The sequence below is a fragment of the Pseudomonas sp. LF-5 genome (assembly GCF_037626295.1).
Lineage (GTDB): Bacteria > Pseudomonadota > Gammaproteobacteria > Pseudomonadales > Pseudomonadaceae > Aquipseudomonas > Aquipseudomonas monsensis.
The window spans coordinates 731,437-754,843 of the sequence record NZ_JARKMT010000001.1 but is presented as its reverse complement, the minus strand read 5'-3'; the positions used below and the strand labels follow the sequence as shown (position 1 = coordinate 754,843).

The following is a 23,407-nucleotide window of genomic DNA, read 5'->3' as shown; positions in this document are numbered from 1 at the left end:
CGCGTGTCTATATGACGTGACGCGAAGTGTTCGCAGCGCGGCTTTCAACAGATCCTGCTCTGGCGTTGGGCGATGATGGGAGCACTTTCAACCCACGCAGGAATTGACTATGGCCCTGCTCTACAAAGCTGACCCCGTGCGCGGCGAACAGTGGAAAGCACTGTTCGCCGAACATGCCCCGGATATCGAATGGCGCGCCTGGCCGGACATCGGCGATCCCACAGACATCAAGTACTTGGCGGCGTGGCAAGCGCCGGAAGATTTGCAGACGTTGCTGCCGAATCTGCAGGTGTTGTTTGCATTGTCGGCCGGAGTCGATCAATTGGATCTGAGCCGTATCCCGCCGAGTCTTCCAGTGGTGCGCCTGCTTGATCCCGGGATCACCCAAGGCATGTGCGAGTACGCCAGTTTTGCCGTGCTCGGTTTGCACCGGGATATGTTGCGCTATCGCCAGCAGCAGATAGCGCGGTGTTGGCAGGCGCACTTGTTGCAGCCGGCGCATAAGCGTCGGGTGGGGGTGATGGGCCTCGGTACTCAGGCGCAGCAGATTCTTGCCACCTTGCAGCCCCTGGGCTTTGCCCTCAAGGGGTGGGCGCGTAGTGCGCACCGGATTGCCGGCGTCGAGTGCTTTGCCGGTCGCGAGCAACTGCCGGCGTTTCTAAGCCAGTGCGATATTGTGATGTGCGTATTGCCGCTGACTGAGCAGACCCGGGGCATTCTCGACCGTGAACTTTTTCGCCAATTGCCGCGTGGCGCGGCACTGATCAACATGGGGCGCGGTGGGCATCTGGTGGAAGAAGACTTGCTCGAAGCGCTGGACAGCGGGCAACTCAGCGGCGCGGTGCTTGATGTTGTGCAGAAAGAGCCGGCGTCGGCGGATCATCCTTTCTGGGACCATCCGCAGATTCTGCTGACGCCGCATATCGCGGCGATGACCCAGCCGGAAAGTGCATTTGGAGTCCTGTTGGAAAACATCCGCTGCTTCGAACGCGGCGAGCCCATGACCGGTCAGATCGACCGCAACAAAGGCTACTGACTCAGACCTTCTGCACGAGCCAGCCTACTCGCGATTGCAATCTGTCAGTCGGCATTGATGTCGACTGACTCACCGCTATCGCGAGCAGGCTCAAGCCTAGAGAGGATGACGATGCGTCAGAGGATCTCGGCGATGGCCCTGCCGACATCCTGGGTCGAGCCCTTCCCGCCCAGGTCCGGAGTGATCGGTCCCTCGGCGATCACCCGCTCGATCGCCTGCAAGATCCCGTCGTGTGCTGCGCGATAACGCTCGTCACCGTTGCCCAGGAAATCGAGCATCAGCGCCCCGGACCAGATCATCGCAATCGGGTTGGCGATGTTCTGCCCATAGATGTCCGGCGCCGAACCATGCACCGGCTCGAACAACGACGGAAAACGTCGCTCCGGATCAAGGTTTGCCGACGGCGCAATACCGATGGTTCCGGCACACGCCGGCCCCAGGTCGGAGAGGATGTCGCCGAACAGGTTCGACGCCACCACCACATCGAACCGATCCGGTTGCAGAACAAACCGGGCACACAAGATATCAATGTGCTGCTTGTCCCACGTCACCTCCGGGTACTGCGCGGCCATCAGCGCGGTGCGCTCGTCCCAGTACGGCATGCTGATCGAAATGCCGTTCGACTTGGTTGCTGCGGTCAAGCGCTTGCGTGGCCGGGTCTGGGCCAAGTCGAAGGCAAACTTGAGAATCCGGTCGACACCCCGGCGGGTGAAGACCGATTCTTGCAGCACAAATTCATGCTCGGTGCCTTCGAACATTTTGCCGCCGACCGATGAATACTCGCCTTCGGTGTTCTCGCGAATCACCACGAAATCGATACTCCCCGGTTCGCGCCCAGCTAACGGGCATGGCACCCCGGGGAACAAGCGCACCGGGCGGATATTCACGTACTGGTCGAAGTCGCGGCGAAATTTCAGCAGCGACCCCCACAGAGAAATATGGTCCGGCACTTTCTCCGGCCAGCCCACCGCGCCGAAGTAAATCGCGTCAAAGCCCTTGATCTGTTCGAACCAGTCCTCGGGCATCATCTGCCCGTGCTCCAGGTAATAATCGCAATGCGCCCAATCGAGCACTTCGATGCTCAAGGCCAGCTGCCATTTCTTCGCCGCCTGCTCCAGTACTCGCAGCCCCTCGGGCAGCACTTCCTTACCAATCCCGTCGCCGGCAATCGCGGCGATCCTGAAGACCTTGCTCATCAGTTGTGGCTCCCCGTTTTGTGAAGTTACAAGCCGCCAATGTGGAAGGCTTTGACTTCAAGGTATTCGTCAAGACCGTATTTGCTGCCTTCCCGGCCCAGGCCCGATTGCTTGATGCCGCCGAATGGAGCGACTTCCATGGAGATGATTCCGGTGTTGAGCCCGACCATGCCGAACTCCAGCGCCTCGCCGAAACGCCATGAGCGACGCAAGTCTTGAGTGAAGTAATAGGCGCCGAGACCAAACGGTGTGGCGTTGGCCAGCGCCAAGGCTTCGGCTTCGTCGGTAAAACGCATCAGCGGCGCGACCGGGCCGAAGGTTTCTTCGTTGGCCAGGAGCATGCCGGCATGGGCATCTCCGAGCACCGTCGGTTGCACAAATTGACTGTCGCCCTGCGGAACGCCGCCGCAGAGCAACTGCGCGCCCTGGCTCAGGGCGTCATCAATGTGTCGAGCGACCTTGCTCACGGCAGCCTTGTTGATCAGCGGTCCGATGGCCACATTATCTTGCAGGCCATTGCCGACCTTGAGTTTGCCGACCTCCTCGACCAGACGCTGGGCAAAGCGCTGGTAAATGCCCTCCTGCACCAGAATCCGGTTGGCACAGACGCAAGTTTGCCCGGCGTTGCGAAACTTGCTCAGCATAATCCCGGTAACCGCCTGCTCAAGATCAGCGTCGTCAAACACAATGAACGGTGCGTTGCCGCCGAGCTCCAGGCTCAATCGCTTGATGTGTTCGGCACTCTGGCGCATCAGCAAGCGGCCCACCGCAGTGGAACCGGTGAAGGAAATTTTGCGCACCGTCGGGTTGCCAGTCAGCTCTTCACCAATCCCGGCGGGCATGCCGGTCAGCACATTGAACACCCCGGCCGGAATGCCGACGCGTTCAGCCAACACCGCCAATGCGAGCGCTGACAGCGGCGTCAGATCCGACGGTTTGACGATGATCGGGCACCCCGCCGCCAGGGCCGGTGCACACTTGCGGGTGATCATTGCGTTGGGGAAATTCCATGGCGTGATCGCCGCGCAGACACCCACCGGTTGCTTGAGGGTCAACAGTCGGCGGTCGCCGCTGGGCGTCGGCATGGTTTCGCCGTAAATCCGCCGAGCCTCTTCGGCGAACCATTTGACGAAACCCGCGCCGTAGCGGATTTCACCTTTGGCTTCATTCAGCGGCTTGCCTTGTTCGCAGGTCATGATCAGCGCTAGATCGTCGAGGTTGTCGATCATCGCCTGATACCAACGCTCCAACAGGGCTCCACGTTCGGCGGCCGGTCGTGCCCGCCAGGCGGGCCAGGCCTGTTCTGCGGCGTCGATGGCGCGGCGGGTTTCCACGCCTTGCATGGCGGGCACGCGACCGATTAATTCGCCACTGGCCGGGTCGACGACATCCAGTGTTGCGCGGTCATCAGCGCCGATCCACTGGCCGTTCACATAAGCGAGTTCTGCGAGAAGACCGGGGTCTTTCAAACGTTTTTTGAGCATGGTCGAGTCCTGATCCGAGACAGATACCAGTCTAGGGAGACTCAACGAACAAGGATGCTGAAAGCGCGCAGCGGACAGTGTCGGCTGCTGAAATTGGCGGTGGAACAGCAGATTTGTATTCGCCTGCTAAACGCAATTTCCTGTTGGACCAGCTTTGCTCGCGAAGGCACAGTGTCAGGCGTAATCGTTGCTGAATGTACTGCCCCAATCGCGAGCGAGCTCACTTCCACACTGCTGTTTTCTACAGTTTCAGGGAGCCGAGCAAACCATCAAGAAAGCGCTCCCCCGCCTCCATCTGGCTGATCTCGATAAACTCGTCCGGCTTATGCGCCTGTTCGATTGATCCAGGCCCACAGACAACCACCGGCACGTCCAGACGCTGCCTGAACAACCCGCCTTCGGTGCCGAACGAAACCTTTGACGTAGCGGTATCTGGCGCCGCGAAATTTTTCAGAAAGCGTACCGCTTCGACACTCGGGTGGGTGTCCAGGCCAGGATAGACGTTGACCGTTTCAATCTCGATGGCCGCCACGCTCGAGAGCTTCTTCGCCTCGCGCACGATCAACTCGGCACGTTCCTGCATCTGCGCGAGAATCTGCTCCAGATCATCCGCCGGCAAATTGCGCACTTCAAAATCCACCGTGCACAGATTCGGCACGATATTCAGCGCCCGGCCACCGCTGATCTGGCCGACGTGCACGGTGGTGTAAGGCACGTCGTAATCGGCATCCTGGGCGCCCTGCTCCTGCAGTTGTCGCTGAGATTCACGCAACGCTGCAATGAAATCGCATGCCACATGGATCGCATTGACCGAGCGCGGCGCCAGCGAAGAGTGCGCCTCCAGCCCCCGACAATACGTGCGGTACGAACCCTTGCCCTTGTGCCCCAGCACAAACTGCATGTTGGTCGGTTCGCCGATCATGCACAGGAACGGCCGTACCGGCGCCAGATGCAGCACATCGAGCAAACGCCGTACGCCAACGCAGCCGATTTCCTCGTCGTGAGACAGCGCCAGTTGCAGCGGCCGGCTTAGGGAGTGTTCGGCAGCATCAAGCATCGCGTCGATGGCCAGTGCGATAAAGCCTTTCATATCGCAACTGCCGCGCCCGTAAATCCGCCCGTTCTGCTCCGTCAGTTGAAACGGCGGAACGGACCACGCCTGGCCCGCTGCCGGCACTACGTCGGTGTGCCCGGACAACAGAATGCCCGGTTGGCCTTTCGGGCCGGTGCTGGCAAACAGATTGGCCTTCTTGCCGCTTTCGTCCTTGACGATCAGCGACTCGATGCCCTTGCTCAGCAGCAGCTCGCGAACGTACTCAATCAACGCCATGTTCGATTCCGACGACACGGTATCGAACGCAAGCAATCGTTTGAGAATCTCCAGTACACGGGGTTTCATGAGGCTTTGCTCCGTTGCTCGACCAAGGGGGCGAACCGGCGTATCGAAAAGGGTTCGATCAACGTGGAGGTGCTGCCGGTGCTGATCAACTCAGCCATGACGTCACCGACGCCTGGCCCCAACTGGAACCCATGGCCACAGAAGCCGAACGCGTAATACAGACCATCGACCGTACCGCTTGGCCCCATGATCGGCAACGAGTCCGGAAGATAACTTTCGATGCCGCTCCAGACCCGAATGATGTTCAGATTGCCGACACCCGGCAGCAGTCGGCGCATTTGCCGGATCTGGTTGAGGATGCTGCGTGGCTCGACATAAGCGCGGCGATTGACCATGTCCGGTTTGCTGCGATAGCCGCCGCCAATGATGATGTTGCCGCGCGGAATTTGCCGAAAATAGATCACGTCTTCAGGGATTTTGGTGAACACGCCAATCACCGTCGGCAAGGCGTACGGCACCGGTTCCGTCACCGCCATCTGCGGGCCATGGGTGTCCAGCGGCACCGGTTCGCCAAACTGCGCGGACAGTTTCTCTCCCCAGGCACCGGCGGTGATCAGCAGTTGTGCGGCGCGATATTGCCGGCCATCGGTGGTGGTGACGCTGAACTCACTGCCAGTTTTCTGTACTTCAGCCACTTCGGTCTGTTCTTCGATGCGCGCACCGATCCGCCGCGCCGCCCGGGCAAATGCCGGCGCTGCCAGACGCGGGTTGGCGTGACCGTCATGCGGTGCGTAGGAGCCGCCCTTCACGTCTGGCCCCAGAAACGGAAAGCGCCGATGCAGTTCAGCGCCGCGATAGATCTGCAGATCCAGTTGCGCCGCTTCCGGCGCAGCGGCATACGCCTCGAGCTCGGCAATTTCGTCTTCGCGGTAACACACGCGCATATGGCCGCTGGCGATGAACTCCAGATCATCGTCAATCAGCTCCGGCAAGCGTTTCCACAATGCGAAGGAACGGTTGGCCAACTCCAGTTGGCCCAGATAACGGCCTTGACGCCGCACGTTGCCGAAGTTGACGCCGCTCGCGTATTGGCCAATCTGGTCGCGCTCAAGCAGGGTCACGGAGTGTCCGCGCTGGCGTAGAAAAAACGCTGCCGCCGCGCCCATGATGCCGCCGCCGATAATCAATACATCACTTTTCTGCGGGTTCATGACGGCTCCTCAACGATAACCATCGGCAACGGTTTGACGGGGGCCTGACCGCGTTGGCGGCCGACCTGTTGCACACTGACGCCTGCCGCAGCGGCAATCACTTCGGCGCCAGCCTGCGAGCAGTAGCGGCCTTGGCAACGGCCCATGCCGACCCGGCTAAAGGCCTTGGCCCGGTTGACTTCACACGCGCCCTTTTCACTGACCGTACGGCGCAATTCGCCCGCACTGATCATCTCGCAGCGGCAGACGATCGCTGAATCCGGCAAGGCCCCGGCCTGTTCGGCGGGCCAGGGAAATGCCTGCGCCAGACCGAGGCGGAACTGATCCATTACCGCCAATGCGCGCCTTTGCTCCGCGCGCAACCCGGCATCCACCGGTTTTTGCTGATCCTCCAGAAGCGCCATCGCCACCAGACGTCCGGCATGTTCAGCCGCATCGGCACCACGAATCTTTGCGCCGTCGCCGGCCGCATACACACCGCTGACTGAAGTGCGGCCCTCCTCATCAAGCGCCAGCCACCATTGGCCGGACGCTTCATCAAAACGCATGCGACACCCGGCCAGATCAGCCAATTGGGTTTCCGGACGCAAGTGATACCCCAGGGCCACGGCATCGCAATTGATTTCCAGGGTTTCGCCTTTGGCTGAGCGCACGCGCACGCCACTGACTCCGCTGGCGGCATCGCCCAATACCTGCTCTGGTTTGATCCCCAGATGCAGCGGAATTTTCGCCTGATACAACTGCGCCAACAGTTTCATTCCGGTGAGCAACACCCCAGGCCGCGCAAGCATCTTCGGCAGCGCGACGATGCGTTTGCTCAGTGGCGATGTATCAAGCACCGCAGCGACGTTGGCGCCGGCCTTCACGTACTGGCTGGCCACCAGATACAGCAGCGGACCGCTGCCCATGAACACCACCCGATGTCCGATGGAAACCGCCTGCGACTTGAGTGCGATCTGCGCCCCGCCGAGGCTGTAGGTGCCCGCCAGCTGCCAGCCTTCAATGGGCATCAAACGGTCCGTGGCGCCGGTGCAGAGAATCAGCGCGTCGTAGTCAACCGTCGTATGTTGCCCCTGACTGACACAGCACAATTGCCTGGGCACCAGATTCCACACCAGCGTATCGGGGCGGTAATCGATGTGTTGGCGCAGGCGCTCGAAACTCTCGTGCAGGTCGCGCGCCTTGGCCGCTTCAGTGCCGTACAGCGCGCGGTAGTCACGGGTGAAACCTTCGGGTTGGCGCCGATAGATTTGTCCGCCGTCGCGGCGATTTTCATCGATCAGGATCGGTTTGAGGCCGGCCTTCACCAGCGTTTCGGCGCAGCGAATCCCCGCAGGGCCGGCGCCGACGATAACTACCCGTGCAGTGGCCATGTCGCCTCCGGTTGTGTGGTGACGAGATCCAGTCCTTCACGGACTTCACTGGAGCACGCACGCAGACGTTCGCCGCTGCGCGTCCACACCCAGCAATCCTGGCAGGCGCCCATCAGACAGAACCCGGCACGTCGACCTGAATCGAATTCCGACTGGCGCAACGCATTGCCCTGAGTGAGCAATGCGACCATCAATGTGTCGCCCTGCAACGCCTTGATGGGCACGCCATCCACGGTCAACCCGACGGTCGCCCGGCCCTGTTCGGCAAGTCTCACAAAACGAGCGCTCATGCATAGGCTCCCTGATTCAAGGTGGTCACATCCCGCTGGGTTTTCAGCAGTTCGACGCTGTCGTGGTGGCAGAGAATTTCACTGCCACCGTCGATGATTCGACGGTTTGGTGCCGTACGGTTACACAGGCCATCGACGCGCACCGGGCAGCGATTGAGGAAGGTGCACAGCTCGGCGACGTTGGCTTTTGGTCCGATGGGCGGCAGTTCGCCGCAAGTGGTCCCGCAGGTTTCCAGCCAGCCTTGGCGCAGCTCCGGCACCGAGTGAATCAATAGATCGGTGTAGGGATGGAACGGTGCCTGCGCAAACGACTGGCGGCTGCCGGCCTGAACCTTGTGGCCGCTGTACATCACCACAACGTCATCACACAGAGCGCGCACGGTGGAGATGTCATGACTGATGAACAGGTAGGACACTCCCAGCTGCTGACGCAGATCGCGGAGCAATTCAAGGATCGCGGCACCGACCACGGTGTCCAGCGCCGAGGTGACTTCATCGCAGAGGATCAGATCGGGTTTGGCCGCCAGTGCCCGCGCCAGGTTCACCCGCTGCTTCTGCCCGCCGGACAACTCGCTCGGACGACGCTCGGCCAGGGCTCGCGGCAGGCGCACCAGATCCAGCAACTCGCCGATACGTTCGCGCAACGCCGCGCCTTTCAGGTTGAAATACATCTTCAGCGGCCGACTCAGAATTGTGCTGATGCTATGCATCGGGTTGAGCGCCGTGTCGGCGTTCTGGAACACCATCTGGATCCGCCGAAATCGTTCGTCGCTGCGTTCGGACAGGCAACCACCCAGCGGTTGCCCGTCAAAGGTCAGTCCGCCCAATGCTGGCGTGAGCAATCCGGCCACCACACGGGCCAGCGTTGACTTGCCCGAACCCGATTCGCCGATCACGCCAATCGCCTGGCCGCGGCGCACGGTCAGGTCAATGTCTTCCAGTACACGAATGGCCGGCATGCCCTGCGTGTTCTTGTTGCCGTAACCGGCGGTCAGGCCTCGAATGGTCAGCAGCGGGGTTTCTTCGGCAATACCGGCAGGTGGGCGGATCGTCGTGTCCGGCCGCGCGGCAGCCAGCAAACTGCGGGTGTATTCATGACCCGGGCCTTTGAGCAGCGCCGCCGTGGCGCTTTGTTCGAATATCTGGCCGCCATTGAGCACGACGATCTGATCGGCCATTTGCGCCACCACGGCCAAGTCATGCGACACATACACCGCTGTTGCGCCACGGTCACGCACCACGCGTTTGAACGCCCGCAAGACGTCGATCTGCGTCGTCACATCAAGTGCCGTGGTCGGTTCGTCGAGGATCACCAGCAACGGATCACTGATCAGCGCCATTGCCGCCATCACCCGCTGCAGTTGCCCACCGGACACCTGGTGCGGGTAACGCTGGCCGAGGCGATCAGGGTCCGGCAGGGCCAGATCGCGAAACAGTTCAACGGCCTTGGCCTCAAGTGCGGCGCGGGTGCCGAGGCCGTGAATCAAGGCGCCCTCCACCACTTGGTCGATCAGTTTCTTCGCCGGGTTGAAAGCCGCCGCAGCACTCTGCGCGATATACGAAACCCGATTACCGCGCAGGCCCTGCAATTGCTGCTCGCTGAGCGCAAGCATGTTGTGCTCACCGACCTGTACCACGCCACCGGACAACCGACAGCCCCGTCGGGCATAACCCAGCAGAGCGAGGGCAATGGTGGTCTTGCCTGAGCCTGATTCGCCGATCAACGCCAGCACTTCGCCTTGTTCCAGGGCAAAGCTCACGCCTTTGACGATCTCGGTTTCACCGTGCTCGCCGCAAGCGACCACGCGCAGGTCTTCAACTCGAATCAATTGGGTCATTTCAATGGCCTCCCGTGCGGCGACTACGTCGCGACGACAATCTGTCGATAAACAGATTCACGCCGATGGTCAGGGTGCCGATGGCCAGCGCAGGGATGACGACGGCCGGGGCGCCCTGATTGAGGCCGCCGATGTTTTCCCGCACCAGCGAACCGAGGTCGGCATCCGGCGGTTGCACGCCCAGTCCGAGAAAACTCATACCGCTGAGCAGCAGTACGATGAAACCAAACCGCAAACCCAGGTCAGTGAGCACCGGGTTGAGCATGTTCGGCAGGATTTCCACGCAAGCGATATACAAGCGCCGCTCGCCACGGGTTCGGGCGACCTGCACATACTCCAGCGCTTCGATATTCACCGCCATGCTGCGGGCGATACGGAACGCGCCCGGGGCAAAGCTCAACACCGCCGTACTGATCAACAGGGTCACTGAAGAGCCGAACGCCGAGACCATGATCAACGCGAGCATTTTGCTCGGGATCGAGATAAAAGCGTCCATCAAGCGACTGATCACTTCGTCCAGCCACTTTGGCGACACCACCGACAGCAACGCGCAGCCGGTGCCCAGCGCACTGGCCAGCACCGCCGCAATCAACGCCAGACCCACGGTGAAGCGCGCGCCGACGAGCACCCGGCTGAGCATGTCGCGGCCCAGATAATCAGTGCCGAACGGGTACACTGCACTGATGTTGTCGAACACGTTGGCCGAGACCACCTCGCCGACCGGATGCGGCGCCAACCACGGGCCGAATAACGCAACCAGCAACCACATAACGCACATGGCGGCGCCGATGAGTCCCAGCCACGCGGGGCCGTGCGACACCTTGCCTGCTGACAGATCGGGGGTTGCAGGCGTCGATTTCACAATGAGATTGTTCATTGGTTTCTCAGCCTCGGATTGGACAGAATCGCGCACAGGTCGGCAATCAGCACCAGACCCAGATAAGCCGTACAGAACAACATGGTGCAGGCCTGCACCAGGGCCATGTCACGGTTGGTCACGGCATCGACCATCAGGCTGGCGATGCCGGGATAGTTGAAGATGGTTTCGACAATCACCACTCCGCCGAGCAGATACGACAGGCTCAGCGCAATCGCATTGGCAATCGGCCCGATGGCATTGGGCAAAGCGTGGCACAGCACGACGCGCATCGGACTGACACCTTTGAGCCGGGCCATTTCCACGTAGGGGCTGTCGAGTTGGTCGATCACTGCCGCACGCGTCATCCGCGCCATTTGCGCAACGATCACGCAGCACAGTGTCATCACCGGCAAGGCGTAGGTACGCATGAATTGCCACGGTGAAGTGATGTCGCTGGCATAGGACAGCGCCGACAACCAGCCCAGGTTCACCGCAAAGATCAGCACCGCAAGGGTCGCCACCAGAAACTCCGGCACCGCGACCATGGCCAGGGTGGTGAAACTGAGGACACTGTCGATCCGCCCGCCCCGGCCCATCGCCGAGCCGATACCGAGAACCAGCGCCACCGGCACCGACACCAGCGCCGTGGCGGCCGCCAGCATCAAGGTGTTGGGCACGCGCCCGGCCATCAACTCACCGACCGGCATCGCGTTGGATACCGACACGCCCATATCGCCACTGAGCAGGCTCATCAACCAGTGCAGGTAACGCACCACACCAGGTTGATCGAGCCCCAGTTTCAGACGCAGTGCCGCCACCTGTTCCGGGGTGGCAAACTGGCCAAGGGATTGTTGTGCCGCGTCTCCCGGTAGTACCGCCGTTATCGCAAACACGACCATCGATACGATCAACAAAGTCACGATCGCGGCGCTCAGCCGCCGTCCGATCAACCACAGTGTGTTGCTATTCATCGTCTACCCTCCTGCACCTGGCTTGCCGTTCATGTCGACGGCTCTGTTCAAGCGTCCAGCCAGACCTGCTCGGCGAACATGTAACCCATGAAACCGCCGAGCGGGTTGCTGCCGTAGCCCTTGATCCGTTGATCGACGCCGTCGATGTTGCTGATGAACACCGGTATGCCGATGCCACAGTGGTCGTGCACCAGGGTCTGCATGTCCGCGTACATCTTGCCGCGCTTGGCATCGTCGGTTTCGCCGCGGGCGAGCATCAGCAACTGATCGAACTGCTCGTTCTTCCAGCCGGACTCGTTCCACGGCGCCTTCGACTGGAAGAACTGCGAGAACATCACGTCGGCGTTCGGCCGTGGGTTGATGTTGCCGAAGCTGATCGGGTGCTTCATCCAGTGGTTGGACCAGTAGCCGTCGCTCGGCAGGCGCTTGACGTCGAGCTTGAGCCCGGCCTGCTTGGCCGACTGCTGCAACAGCACCGCGATATCCACGGAACCCGTTGCGGCAGGAGACGCAAACAGCTCCATACCGATATTTTCCATGCCCGCTTTTTTCAGCAGGAATCTGGCTTTTTCCGGGTCGTAGACCGTTTGCGGCAGGTCGCTGTTGTAGTAACGCGAGCCGGGCGCGATCGGATGGTCGTTGCCGACCACGGCAAAGCCGCGGAACACCGCCGACTTGATCTGTTCGCGATCCAGCAGGTACTTCATCGCGTTGGTGAAATCGGCGTTCTGACCGGGCATCTGATCCTGACGGATGATCAAATCAGTGTAGTTGCCCGACGGCGCATCAACGACCCGGTGCCTGGCGCTGGCCTTGATCCGGTCGGTGGAGCGCGGGTTGACCTCGTTGATCATGTGCACGTCGCCGGACAGCAGCGCGTTGACCCGCGATGGCTCGTCGCCAATGGCGATGAATTCGATTTCGTCGAGGTATGGCAGGCCAGGCTTCCAGTAGCCAGTGTTGCGTGCGGCAACCGAACGTACACCCGGTTTGAACTCCTTGACCTTGAACGGTCCGGTGCCAATGCCCTGGTTGAAGTCGGTGGTGCCTTCGGGAACGATCAGCAGATGCGAGACGGCCAGAATCGACGGCAATTCGGCGTTCGGTGCAGTCAAGCGAATCTGTACTTCGTTGGCGCCGGTGGCCTTGATTTCGGCGAACTGCTCCATCAGCGGCATGACCTTGGAGCCGGTCAGCGGATCCTTGTGTCGTGACAGCGAGAACACCACGTCGGCCGCGCTGAGGGTTTTGCCGTTGTGGAACGTCACGTCCTTGCGCAGGGTGATCGTCCACAGGGTCGCGTCGGTGTTGTCGATGCGCTCGGCCAGTTCCAGTTGCGGCACCAGGTGCGCGTCGAAACGAGTCAGGCCGTTGTAGAACATGTAGTGCCGGACATAGTCGGTGGACAGCGCGCCTTTGGCCGGATCGAGGGTGTCGGCGGTGGAGCTGGACATGCCGGCGACGCGTATCCGCCCGCCCGGCTTACCTTTGCCCGGCGTCGCCGTATCGTCGGCCAACAGTTTGCCGGCGGCACCGAACAGGCTGCCGGCACCGGCCGCCGCTACGCCGGCCACGCCGAGCATTTGTAACGCGTGACGGCGTGACATGCCGCGATTGAGGCCTTCGAACACCCGCAGGCTTTCTTCGCCTGAGATCAGCGGTGAGTCGTTCTTGTGATCAGTCATTTCAGTGCTACCTGTCGAAATTAAGAAGGCTCAAGTGTTCCGGTTGGCCGGAACGTCCTGGAAACGCAAACGACGGTGAAGCCACAACATCAACTCAATGCAAATAGTCTTGAAAGCGGTAGTAGGCGCCCACGAAAGGCAAGAACCACGGCTTACCGAAATGCCCGGGGATCGCCGGCCAGTCGAGTTCACGCCAGGGGTTGGCGTCGGCATTGCCGGCCATCACGTCAGCCATGACCTGCCCCATGTGTACCGACATCTGCACGCCGTGGCCGCTGTAGCCCATCGAGTGGAACACCCCGCCATGCTGGCCGGCTCGCGGCAAGCGGTCGGAGGTCATGTCTACCAGGCCGCCCCAGCAGTAAGCGATCTTGACGCCGGCCAGTTGCGGGAACATCTGGATCATCGCCGCCTGCAGTACCTTGCCGCTTTTGGCATCGTTGACACTGTCAGACATGGCAAACCGCGCACGCCCGCCAAACAACAAGCGGTTGTCCGGGGTCAGGCGGAAGTAGTTACCGATCATTCGGCTGGTGACATACGCACGGCGTCCCGGCAGCAACTGATCGATCAGCGCCTGCGGCAGGACCTCGGTGGCAATCACGAAACTGCCCACCGGCACGATCCGCCGCCGATACCAGCCCAGACCACCGTGCTGGCAGGCGCCGGTCGCCAGCAGAACTTGCCCGGCGTGCAGCGAACCCTTGCGGGTGTTGACCTGATAACCCCCGGCCCGGGCTTTCCAGTCGAGCACCGAGGTGCCCTGATGGATCAGCGCGCCATGACGCACCGCCGCTTCCGCCAGACCAACGCCGAAACGCCCGACATGCATCTGCACGCCATTGCGCTGCAGCAGGCCGCCATGGAACTGCGCTGAGTTGACTTCGGTGCGGGTCTGTTCGGCAGATAGCAATTGAACATCGGCATCGACTTCCTTGCGAATCAGCTCGCAGGTACGGGCCAGCCCTTCGTAGTGCAGCGGTTTTGCCGCCAGTTTCAGCTTGCCGTTGCGCAACAGGTCACAGGCGATCTGCTCCTGCTCAACCAGCGACACAACGCTTTGCACGGCACTTTCGTAAGCCTGGTAATAGGCTTTCGCCCGGTCGGCACCGAGACTGGCGCTGAGGCTGGCGTAATCCTGCGCCACCCCCGTGTTGCATTGCCCACCATTGCGTCCCGAGGCCTCGCCGATCACGCGCCCGGCTTCCAGCACCACTACACTGGCGCCCTTGAGCGCCAGGGCCCGGGCCGCCGCCAACCCGGTGAAACCACCACCGACGATGGCCACATCGACTTGCCCGGGCAAACCGCCGAGCTGTGCGCCGGTGAAAGCCGGTGCGCTATCGAGCCAGTAGGATTCGCTGCCCATGTTCAATCCCGCCTTTGCCAATGAAGATGTCGTTACAGACCGACCAGCCCGGCCAGACCGCCGATGTCCGGGATCTGGTGGTAGCTGTAGAAGGCATTGCCCGGTACTTCGTGGCCACGAGCGACGAAGGCCTTGTTCTTGATCTTCATGTCGTGGGCCGGCATCAGGTCGTAACGGAAGCTGGAGGACACATGCAAGATGTCTTCCGGGCCGCAGTTGAGGTTATCGAGCATGTACTCAAACGCCGCCAGACGTGGTTTGTAGGCTTGTGCCTGTTCGGCAGTGAAGACTTTGTGAAAAGGTGCACCGAGTTTTTCGACGTTGGACATGATCTGGCTATTGCTGGCGTTGGAGAAAATCACCAGGGGAATCTTGTCGGCGATTTTCGAGAGGCCGGCCGGTACGTCCGCGTGCGGGCCCCAAGTCGGAACGGCGTCGTAATACAGCTGGCCTTCTTCGCGGTATTCGACTCCCCAGCGCTTGCAGGTACGCGCCAGAGCGGTCTTGAGAATCTCGTCATACGGCATCCAGTCGCCCATGACCTGATCCAGGCGATAGGCCGAGAAATCCTTGACGAACTGATCCATCTGCTCCGCGGGTACGCGATCGGCGAAGAGTTCGCGGGTCATCGTGCCCATGTGGAAATTGGTCAGCGTTCCGTAGCAGTCGAATGTAATGAATTTGGGGCGAAGAAAGCTCATTGAGTGCGTTCCTGGAGTTCGTTGAGGTCAATGGCACGACAAGCATTTGCCTGGTTTGCGCAGTAGCGATGCAACGCTGCAGCACACCGTCATTACAACACCGTGAAATCAGCAGATGGCGTTAAAAGCGACCTCCGTTCGATACAAATCACCGTTTTGGTCACGTCGCTCAGCAGACTTTGCGGTACGCTCCAGCCTTGGGCAAAGCCCCTGTTTATGCGCTCTTATGGACCTTTATCCACCGATGTGGATTTCGGATATCGACTTTGCCCGCAGAAACTGCGCCCCATCGCAGGAGTGGTGTCAGTTGCTGCGGCACACGTCAGTGCGGTTCTGAATTGAAGCGATTGAAGGCTCATCCTGCGCCTTGAGCGACGAGGCCCGGCATCAGCCTTTATAGGGTAAAAAGGCCCAAGCATTTGCTGCCGGCACAAGGCCAAAATTAAGTAGTAAGTGTGGTCTTCGGGACTGTGCTTCACGGAATCTGCCGAATATTCCCAGCCCCCTTGTCAGGCTTTCATCCAGATGGGATACAGGCGTCACTTCGCCGGAAAACCCGGCGTAAACGCACACTCTTTATCGGAGAATCGTCATGTCCGCCCCGCTCCCTTCCTACGTCTACCGGCCGATGACTGCAGACGACCTGCCCAAGGCCCATGCACTGTCCGTGCAATTGAATTGGCCCCATCGACTCGACGACTGGGCCATGCTGCAACGGGTCAGCAAGGGCTTTGCAGTATTCGATGGCGAGCGTTTGATCGGCACCGCGTTCGCCTGCCCGCAAGGTGATTTCACGACCATTGGCCTGGTCATTGTCAGTAACGATTACCAGGGCCAGGGCATTGGGCGAAAACTCATGGAGAACGCGCTGGAGGCTTGCCAGTCAAGCACGGCGATATTGAATGCAACCCTGGCTGGCGCACCGCTGTACGCCAGCCAGGGTTTTGTCGAGTTTGGCCGAATTCAGCAACACCAGGGCCAGGCGCAAGCCCCCCTGCCAGGGCCATTGGCAGACGGTGAAGAATGCCGCCCACTGCGCGAAGCGGATCATGCGCGGGTGCTGGAACTGGCCAATGCCGGAAGCGGACTGGATCGGCAAGCGGTGCTCACTGAGCTGTTCACCGTCGTCGAGCATTCGGTGGGCATTGTGCGCGAAGGTCAACTGTGCGCCTTCGCCCTGCTGCGTCCGTTCGGTCGCGGTCGTTGCATCGGCCCGCTGATCGCCGAAAACCTTGAGCAGGCCCAACACCTGATCGCCACATTGCTGGCCAAGATACCGGACGCCTTTGTGCGCATTGATATTCCCGCCGATTGTGGTCTGGCCGATTGCCTGGAAGCAGCCGGCCTGAAAAAGGTCGACACCGTGGCACAAATGTCGCGCGGTGCTGCTCCGCAAGCGAACAATGGCGTTCGGCAGTTTGCCGTGGTCACTCAAGCCATCGGCTGATCATCGGGTTTGCGCTTGTCGCCTCCCCCAAATCCCCTCAATACCTGGAGCGTCACCCGTATGTTCGAACCTTGCATCATGCTGTTGGCTCGCGCCGATGGCAGTCGCGTCGACACATCTTTCAAACAGCAACCCTTGAACGCTGCGGACCCTTTCACGACTGGACGTCAGGTCGCCTGGTCAGGGGCTGACGGCGTGTCTGCAGGCCTCGTCGAAGCAGGCGAAATCCTAGATATCGAGGACTTCCCACACATCGAGGTGATCGTGGTCCACGCGGGGCACGTGACGTTGAAAACCCGGGAGCAGACACTGGAACTGGCAGTCGGCGCCAGCGCGGTCATCGGCCGGGGCACGGCCCTGCGAATCGAAGCACAGACCGGCACCCGGTGGGCGTTTTGCGCCATGGCCAGCAAAGGCGCGACGCCTGGCCTTACCTCGCTCGACCCGCTGGCGCACCTGTCTCCATCCGCAGCGCCGGAACAACAGATTCTGATCGGTCCAACACCGCAATGCCGGTCGCGCAATGCCTTCGAAGATGCCACAACCGATCTGCGTGTCGGCGTGTGGGACTCGACGCCCTACGAGCGTCACGGGCGCCCGCACAAGCTCAATGAGTTGATGTATCTGATCGAAGGTAGCGTAACGTTGCAGACGCCTGAGGGCTCGAGCGTGACCGTCAACACCGGTGACAGCGTGTTTGTTGCGCGAGGTGCGCAATGCGCCTGGAAAAGCACACGCTATGTCCGCAAGGTGTACGCGGTTAAATAGCAGCCAGAAACGACAGTGCCAGTTGAGTTCCTCGCGCTGACCGCTCTTGCGGTCAATGCGACGGCCATCAGATGATCAAGGTTGCATCGCGATCAAGCTTCACTACACACGCCCCAGTAAGGAGAACGTCATGATCGACATGAACCACTTCACGCCGTTTAGCGCTTTGATCGGAGGCTTGCTGATCGGCACGGGGGCAGTGCTGTTGATACTGTTCAACGGGCGCATCGCAGGCATTAGCGGCATTGTCGGCGGTCTGCTGCGCCCGATAACCGGGGATGTAGCGTGGCGCGCGGCTTTCATTTTGGGCCTTCTAATGGCGCCATTGGCTTTTCGCCTGGTCGCCTCTTTACCCGTGATACAGATTGATGCCGGATATCCGCTATTGATTGTCGCGGGCCTGCTGGTCGGCGTCGGCACCCGTTATGGCGCTGGCTGCACCAGCGGCCACGGAGTGTGTGGACTGTCGCGCTTATCGACGCGCTCTGTGATAGCGACACTGGTGTTCATGGGGGCGGGTTTCGTTACCGTTTTTGTCGTTAAGCACCTTCTGGGAGGTCTTTGACCATGGCGCTCTTCTACGCGTGGCTTGCCGGGCTGATTTTCGGTATCGGTCTGCTGATTTCCGGCATGACCAATCCCGCCAAAGTCATCGGCTTCCTCGATTTGGCCGGGCACTGGGATCCGTCGCTGGCCTTCGTCATGGCCGGTGCCATTGCGGTGGCGGCGGTAGGCTTCAAATTCGCCAGAACCCGAACCCGGTCACTGCTCGGCCTGCCGATGAACCTGCCCACCGCTCGACACATCGACCGGCGACTGGTCGTTGGCAGCCTTCTGTTCGGGATCGGCTGGGGCCTTGCAGGCGTCTGTCCGGGCCCGGCCTTGGTCCTGCTAGGTTCGGGCATCGGCAAAGGCGCCGTTTTTGTCATCGCCATGCTGGTCGGCATGGGGCTGTTCGAATGGCTGGAGCGAAAAAAACAACGTGCTACGTCAGCCCCCTCCTCCGTGAATAAACCGACCTGATTCCTGTCCCTTCAACGTGCGTCAGCGAACGAACCTGGCGCCGGTGACACCAATCAGGTTGCGCAACAGTGTGTTGGCCATGGGTATCACGGCGCTGGTGGGGGCGTTGTTCGGGGCAGTGGTTTAAATCGCAGCTGCTTGAGGAACGTCAGAAAACACTCGGTTTGGATGGGGTAATGTAGCCTGACGCTCGCTGACCTGAGGATTCCCGATGCCTGCCAACTGCACTGACGTGGATGTTGCGATTATTGGCGGTGGCCAGTCCGCACTCGCGGTGGCTTACTTCCTGCGCCGAACCGGGCGCTCCTTCGTAATCATCGACGCTGAAGACGCACCGGGTGGTGCCTGGCGACATGGCTGGAATTCTCTACGACTGTTTTCACCCGCGACGTGGAGTTCCATCGCCGGCTGGATGATGCCACCGGTCACAGACGGCTACCCCAGCCGCGACAACGTGCTGGATTATCTGCGTCAGTATGAGCAACGCTACCAATTCCCGATCGAACGTCCCTATTGGGTGAATGCCATCGAGCACCGGGGTAATCGCCTTCATGTAAAGGCCCAAGACCGCAGCTGGCTAGCCCGCGCAGTGGTCAGCGCGACCGGCACCTGGCGCCATCCCTACCTGCCGCATTACCCCGGCAGCGAAACCTTTAATGGCCAACAGTTGCATTCGGCCCACTACGTCGACGCCAAGCCGTTTGCCGGGAAAAAAGTCCTGGTGGTGGGCGGTGGCAACTCCGGTGCACAGATCCTCGCGGAAGTCTCAAAGGTGGCCGACGTCACTTGGGTCACTCCGCAACCGCCGCAATTTCTCGCCGATGACGTAGATGGCCGGGTACTGTTCGAACGCGCCACCGAACGCTGGAAAGCCCAGCTCGCTGGCACCGTCGTGGAGCAACCGGTCGGTGGCTTGGGTGACATCGTGATGGTGCCGCCGGTCCTCGAGGCCCGGGAACGCGGCGTATTACACGCGGTTCGGCCATTCCTGCGCTTCACCGAAACCGGCGTGACATGGGCCGATGGCTTGCAGACGCCGGTCGATGTTGTCATCTGGTGCACCGGCTTCCGCCCTGCCCTCGGCTATCTGCAATCACTGGGTGTGTGCACCGCCGACGGACGTGTGGCCGTTGAAGGCACGCATTCGATCAAGGAGCCGCGCTTGTGGTTGGTCGGTTATGGAGACTGGACCGGCGCCGCTTCAGCGACACTGATTGGCGTCACCCGCACAGCGCGCAGCACCGTTGAGGAGATTGAGCGGTTTTTAAAGACGCAGTGAGTCGGCGAGCTCCAGGACTGCGAAACAATGACGACGACCTTCCAGCCGAAGTCATCAGCGGCCGCCGCCGTGATGCCCTACTGAGCGAAAAGCGCTATTGAGCAACAGCCACTTGATTACGACCATATGACTTGGCTCTGTATAGCGCTCTGTCGGCATTGTTCATCAAACTGTAGAGACTATCGTCGGTGAAATCCGATGACGCCACGCCAAGGCTGGCCGTTATGCGGTCAGCAGGCTCTGCCTTCAGTCCGGCGATAGCCTGCATCAGCTCCTGCGCGATACTCGTCGCCACTTCAATGCTGGTATCGGGAAGCAAAATAGCGAATTCCTCGCCCCCTAGCCTGCCATGTACATCGTTTTTACGGATCGACGCACTGATGACCGCACCCACCTGACGCAGAACCTGATCCCCTACCTGGTGACCGTAAGAATCGTTGATGTGCTTGAAGTGATCCATATCGAGCATCACGGCGCAAAGTACCGAACCGTTGCTTTTGCATTCACTGTAGAGCTGGTGGGCGTCATCGAAAAAAGCGCGGCGATTCTTCAGGCCAGTCAGTTCATCGGTTCGAGCGGCTCTGATGGAAAGCCTGTTTTCCCGCTCCATTTCACGGGTCAGACGAAACGCGGTTTCAAGGGCGTCTGACATTCTGCGCGTAGCGCTGGCTACAAATGAGGCAAACACAAACACGGCGAGCGCCATGCCTTCTTGCAAGGTTGAGGGTTGAAACAACAGCCACGTTGAACAAGGCAATAGAACCAGGCCGATGGATAACATCGTCATGTTCCGATAGGCCGAATAACACGATACCGCGCTGACAGACATCCCGACCGTAAAAAGCATCACCATCGCCTGGGCCAACAGGTCATGGGCCGGTATGACCGCGAGTGCCCCGGCGCCCCATATACCGGCGGACAACACAAGTGTGCACCAGTATTTTCGCTCCCAACGCTTGGGCGTGCGTTCAGTGACAGGGCTACGAAAATAGCCAATGAACATCCAGATACGCAGTAACGTCGACACCGTCAATAACGCTATCCATCCAACAACCACCGTGTGATCGAACCGATCCCAACACAGCCAACAAAGCATGACGGCTGCCATATAACTGCCGAAAACGGCAGCACCTGATTGTCGAAATAACTGCTGCAAGCGATCTGTTCGAACCTGTTCGGCTATGTGTGAGCCCTGATCACTTCCTAGCTCAAGATCATCCATTTAATCCGCCTGAACATGATGAATCGACAGGCTAAATTGTGGCACCTCGCCAGCAACGCAAACAACAGAGAATTAACAATACGCACAATCTTTACCAACGGCCGGCGCAGGCCGTGCTCAGGCCGCGAGTATTTCCTGAAGAAACGCGATGAACACATTGATGCGACTCGAGCCCCGGTGGTTGGGCAAATACAGCGCGTTGATGCAGGTGCTTGCGCTACCGGGGTTGATCTCATAGTGCTCCAGCACCCGCGTCAACCGGCCTGCACTGACATCCTCGTGCACCAGCCAATCGGCCAATAGCGTCATCCCGCCACCGGCCAAGGCCGCCTCGCGCAGAATGTCGGCATTGTTGCTTTGCAGCCGTCCTTGCACATCCACATGGGTGACGTCCCCTGCGCCCTTGAATGTCCAGTTGTTGTCGCCCTTGCGGTAATCGAAACGCAGGCACTGATGCTCAAGCAAATCACGTGGATGTCGCGGCAGGCCGGTTCGCCTCAGATAGTCGGGACTGGCCACAATCCAGCGCTGGAAACCACCCAGCCGCTTGCTGACGATGTCATCGCTGACGACCGATGAACCGAGGCGCACTGACACATCGATTTGCTCGCTCAGCAGGTCACTGACCTCGTCGCTCAGCGACAGACTGATTTCCAGGCCCGGATGACGCTCAAGCAAGCGCCCCAAATGCGGAGCGATGATTCGCCGGCCAAACTCCACCGGCACACTGACCCGTAAACGTCCTTGAGCTTCGCTGCCACGGTCGGCAACGGTGGCATCGGCGGCGTCGATGGCCGCGAGAATCGCCACAGCTTTATCGAAATAGTGCTGCCCCGCCACCGTGACGCTAGTGTTGCGTGTCGTGCGGTTGAGCAGGCTGGCGCCCAGCTCACTCTCCAGCCCCGCGACTTGTCGCGTCACCGATGAAGTCGAGATGCCGAGCTTGCGCGCTGCAGATGAGTAACCGCCACAGCGCACCGTTTCGACAAACATCTTCAGCGCCAGCAACTTATCCATGTCCTGATTCCGGAATCGAAAGGTAAACACAGCGACTGTGCACGACCTGGCAGCGCGAGTCTTGCATGGCTGTGCTCTGTTGGATCACCGCCCACAGCCCGCGCTGTCAGGCCTGGGCAATCCCCATGATCCGATTGCCCATGCTCACGCCCCAATCCCCCATGCGCCGGCCTTCTGCAAGTTGCTGTTGCTGCCAGGCCAACAGGGCATGATCGAGGTCGCCGGAGTCGTCGATGGTTTGTGCCAGGGACAGTGCATTGCGGGCAGCCTTGGCTGTGCTGCCGGCGGTATGAGGACGCGGCACAAACGCGGCGTCGCCCGTCAACAGCACGCGACCGAACACCATTTGCGGGATTTGGAAATCAAGGATCGCTTGCACAAAAATGTCCCGGGTCTGGCGAATCAGCTCGCGGAAAGCCGGGTTCACCAGCCGCTCAGCCATTTCCCGGATGTAAGCCTCCTGTCCAGTGGCCAAGGTCCCGGGTGGAATCGAGTGGCTGCGCCGATGGCCGTTGTTGTCAGTGAGCACGGCATCAAGTTCCGGCCCTGGTGCCGCTTTCAAATACCACAGCCAGTTGAACCGACGCTCGCCAGGCTTAACGGAACCACTCACACCCGGCACCATGTATTCGAGCATCAGCGATTCAGGGTCTTGTTGAAAAACAAAGTCCTCGTAAAGCTGTGTCTTGGCGAAGTCTGGCAGCTGCTGTTCATCGACCAGCCCACGCCACACCACATACCCCGAGTAGGCAGGCGCCGCACCGGGCAGCACCACGCTGCGCACGCTCGACCCCGCGCCATCAGCGCCAATCAGCAAGTCGCCCTCGGCAGCGCTGCCATCGGCAAACATCGCCGTGACGCGGTGCTCATTCTGCGTCAGATCGACCAACGTCTTGCCACGGTGATAATGCTCGGCAGGAAATGCAGACAGTAATGAGCTGTACAGGGCGTTCCAGGACGTCTGGGTTTGCGGCATCGGCTCTTTATGCACGACGCTGCCTGCCCGATCCAGATAAAGCCGATCATGGGAGCGGACCCCGAGCGCCCCGGCAGGATGAATGCCCGCATAACGAAAATGGTGCAGGACATCCGCTTGCAGAACGATGCCTCCGCCGCGGCTATCCAGCGCGGCGGGAGATCGCTCGTAAATATCGACCTGCCAACCGATCGCGCGCAATGCCGTGGCAGCGAACAGCCCTCCCAGAGAACCACCAATGACCAAGGCCTTCGAAACGCCTGAACTTTTCATAGCTTTCTCCTCGTTGCCGGGTGATTCCCCAGACTCCGTTGAGCGATGGC

The 23,407-nt window shown here is 60.4% G+C and carries 21 protein-coding genes; 6 read left to right on the top strand and 15 right to left on the bottom strand.

All coding sequences use genetic code 11. The annotated features are described in order from the left end of the window. Positions 1-109: 109 nt before the first annotated feature. Complete coding sequence (locus PseuLF5_RS03470; RefSeq protein ID WP_340132933.1) at positions 110-1,036, top strand: 2-hydroxyacid dehydrogenase; 927 nt, start codon at positions 110-112, stop codon at positions 1,034-1,036. A gap of 116 nt (positions 1,037-1,152) precedes the next feature. Here the strand turns inward: PseuLF5_RS03470 and PseuLF5_RS03465 are convergent, their stop codons facing one another. The 12 genes from PseuLF5_RS03465 to PseuLF5_RS03410 form a co-directional block, all read right to left on the bottom strand. After that, on the bottom strand, positions 1,153-2,232 hold the full coding sequence (locus PseuLF5_RS03465) for a tartrate dehydrogenase (protein ID WP_267794704.1): 1,080 nt from the start codon (positions 2,230-2,232) through the stop codon (positions 1,153-1,155). A 26-nt stretch (positions 2,233-2,258) separates the two neighbouring features. Continuing rightward, positions 2,259-3,716, bottom strand: coding sequence for an NAD-dependent succinate-semialdehyde dehydrogenase (locus PseuLF5_RS03460; protein WP_340132932.1), 1,458 nt, complete (start codon positions 3,714-3,716; stop codon positions 2,259-2,261). A 241-nt stretch (positions 3,717-3,957) separates the two neighbouring features. Then, a complete protein-coding gene (gene argE / locus PseuLF5_RS03455) occupies positions 3,958-5,115 on the bottom strand; it encodes an acetylornithine deacetylase (RefSeq protein WP_267794702.1) in 1,158 nt (385 codons plus the stop codon). Beyond that, positions 5,112-6,266, bottom strand: a complete 1,155-nt coding sequence (locus PseuLF5_RS03450; protein ID WP_340132931.1) for an NAD(P)/FAD-dependent oxidoreductase — start codon at positions 6,264-6,266, stop codon at positions 5,112-5,114. Before PseuLF5_RS03450 ends, argE begins: the two co-directional genes overlap by 4 nt. Then, entirely contained in the window at positions 6,263-7,639 is a 1,377-nt protein-coding gene (locus PseuLF5_RS03445; RefSeq protein WP_340132930.1) for an FAD/NAD(P)-dependent oxidoreductase, read from the bottom strand. The genes PseuLF5_RS03450 and PseuLF5_RS03445 overlap by 4 nt, the downstream gene beginning before the upstream one ends. Then, a complete protein-coding gene (locus PseuLF5_RS03440; RefSeq protein WP_123468759.1) occupies positions 7,621-7,929 on the bottom strand; it encodes a (2Fe-2S)-binding protein in 309 nt (102 codons plus the stop codon). The genes PseuLF5_RS03445 and PseuLF5_RS03440 overlap by 19 nt, the downstream gene beginning before the upstream one ends. Continuing rightward, positions 7,926-9,767 (bottom strand): ABC transporter ATP-binding protein, encoded by a 1,842-nt coding sequence (locus tag PseuLF5_RS03435; RefSeq protein WP_340132929.1) that lies wholly within the window; start codon positions 9,765-9,767, stop codon positions 7,926-7,928. Before PseuLF5_RS03435 ends, PseuLF5_RS03440 begins: the two co-directional genes overlap by 4 nt. A 1-nt stretch (position 9,768) precedes the next feature. Next, entirely contained in the window at positions 9,769-10,644 is an 876-nt protein-coding gene (locus tag PseuLF5_RS03430) for an ABC transporter permease (protein ID WP_267794700.1), read from the bottom strand. Beyond that, entirely contained in the window at positions 10,641-11,597 is a 957-nt protein-coding gene (locus PseuLF5_RS03425) for an ABC transporter permease (protein WP_267794699.1), read from the bottom strand. The genes PseuLF5_RS03430 and PseuLF5_RS03425 overlap by 4 nt, the downstream gene beginning before the upstream one ends. 47 nt (positions 11,598-11,644) lie before the next feature. Next, positions 11,645-13,282: an ABC transporter substrate-binding protein gene (locus PseuLF5_RS03420; RefSeq protein ID WP_340132928.1), complete on the bottom strand. Its 1,638-nt coding sequence runs from the start codon at positions 13,280-13,282 to the stop codon at positions 11,645-11,647. A gap of 94 nt (positions 13,283-13,376) precedes the next feature. Continuing rightward, positions 13,377-14,651, bottom strand: a complete 1,275-nt coding sequence (locus PseuLF5_RS03415) for an NAD(P)/FAD-dependent oxidoreductase (protein WP_340132927.1) — start codon at positions 14,649-14,651, stop codon at positions 13,377-13,379. Positions 14,652-14,683: 32 nt separating this feature from the next. Further along, positions 14,684-15,352, bottom strand: a complete 669-nt coding sequence (locus PseuLF5_RS03410) for a haloacid dehalogenase type II (protein WP_123468772.1) — start codon at positions 15,350-15,352, stop codon at positions 14,684-14,686. 592 nt (positions 15,353-15,944) lie between these two features. Here PseuLF5_RS03410 and PseuLF5_RS03405 point away from each other — a divergent pair. The 5 genes from PseuLF5_RS03405 to PseuLF5_RS03385 all read left to right on the top strand — a co-directional run bounded on the left by PseuLF5_RS03405 (position 15,945) and on the right by PseuLF5_RS03385 (position 19,869). Then, the gene (locus PseuLF5_RS03405) at positions 15,945-16,799 is read left to right on the top strand and encodes a GNAT family N-acetyltransferase (RefSeq protein WP_123468774.1); all 855 of its coding nucleotides are present in this window, start codon (positions 15,945-15,947) and stop codon (positions 16,797-16,799) included. A 60-nt stretch (positions 16,800-16,859) separates the two neighbouring features. Next, entirely contained in the window at positions 16,860-17,567 is a 708-nt protein-coding gene (locus PseuLF5_RS03400; RefSeq protein WP_340132926.1) for a cupin domain-containing protein, read from the top strand. 130 nt (positions 17,568-17,697) lie between these two features. Then, positions 17,698-18,132 carry a YeeE/YedE family protein gene (locus tag PseuLF5_RS03395; RefSeq protein ID WP_340132925.1) on the top strand — a complete coding sequence of 145 codons (435 nt, stop codon included), beginning with the start codon at positions 17,698-17,700 and terminating at the stop codon, positions 18,130-18,132. Positions 18,133-18,134: 2 nt separating this feature from the next. Further along, positions 18,135-18,590 carry a YeeE/YedE family protein gene (locus PseuLF5_RS03390; protein ID WP_340132924.1) on the top strand — a complete coding sequence of 152 codons (456 nt, stop codon included), beginning with the start codon at positions 18,135-18,137 and terminating at the stop codon, positions 18,588-18,590. A 211-nt stretch (positions 18,591-18,801) separates the two neighbouring features. After that, positions 18,802-19,869, top strand: a complete 1,068-nt coding sequence (locus tag PseuLF5_RS03385; protein WP_340132923.1) for an ArsO family NAD(P)H-dependent flavin-containing monooxygenase — start codon at positions 18,802-18,804, stop codon at positions 19,867-19,869. A gap of 94 nt (positions 19,870-19,963) precedes the next feature. Here PseuLF5_RS03385 and PseuLF5_RS03380 read toward each other — a convergent pair whose 3' ends face one another. The 3 genes from PseuLF5_RS03380 to PseuLF5_RS03370 form a co-directional block, all read right to left on the bottom strand. Beyond that, positions 19,964-21,091 carry a GGDEF domain-containing protein gene (locus PseuLF5_RS03380; RefSeq protein WP_186745375.1) on the bottom strand — a complete coding sequence of 376 codons (1,128 nt, stop codon included), beginning with the start codon at positions 21,089-21,091 and terminating at the stop codon, positions 19,964-19,966. A gap of 117 nt (positions 21,092-21,208) precedes the next feature. After that, positions 21,209-22,108, bottom strand: a complete 900-nt coding sequence (locus PseuLF5_RS03375) for a LysR family transcriptional regulator (RefSeq protein WP_123468797.1) — start codon at positions 22,106-22,108, stop codon at positions 21,209-21,211. A gap of 106 nt (positions 22,109-22,214) precedes the next feature. Next, a complete protein-coding gene (locus PseuLF5_RS03370) occupies positions 22,215-23,357 on the bottom strand; it encodes an FAD binding domain-containing protein (RefSeq protein WP_340132922.1) in 1,143 nt (380 codons plus the stop codon). Positions 23,358-23,407: the final 50 nt, after the last annotated feature.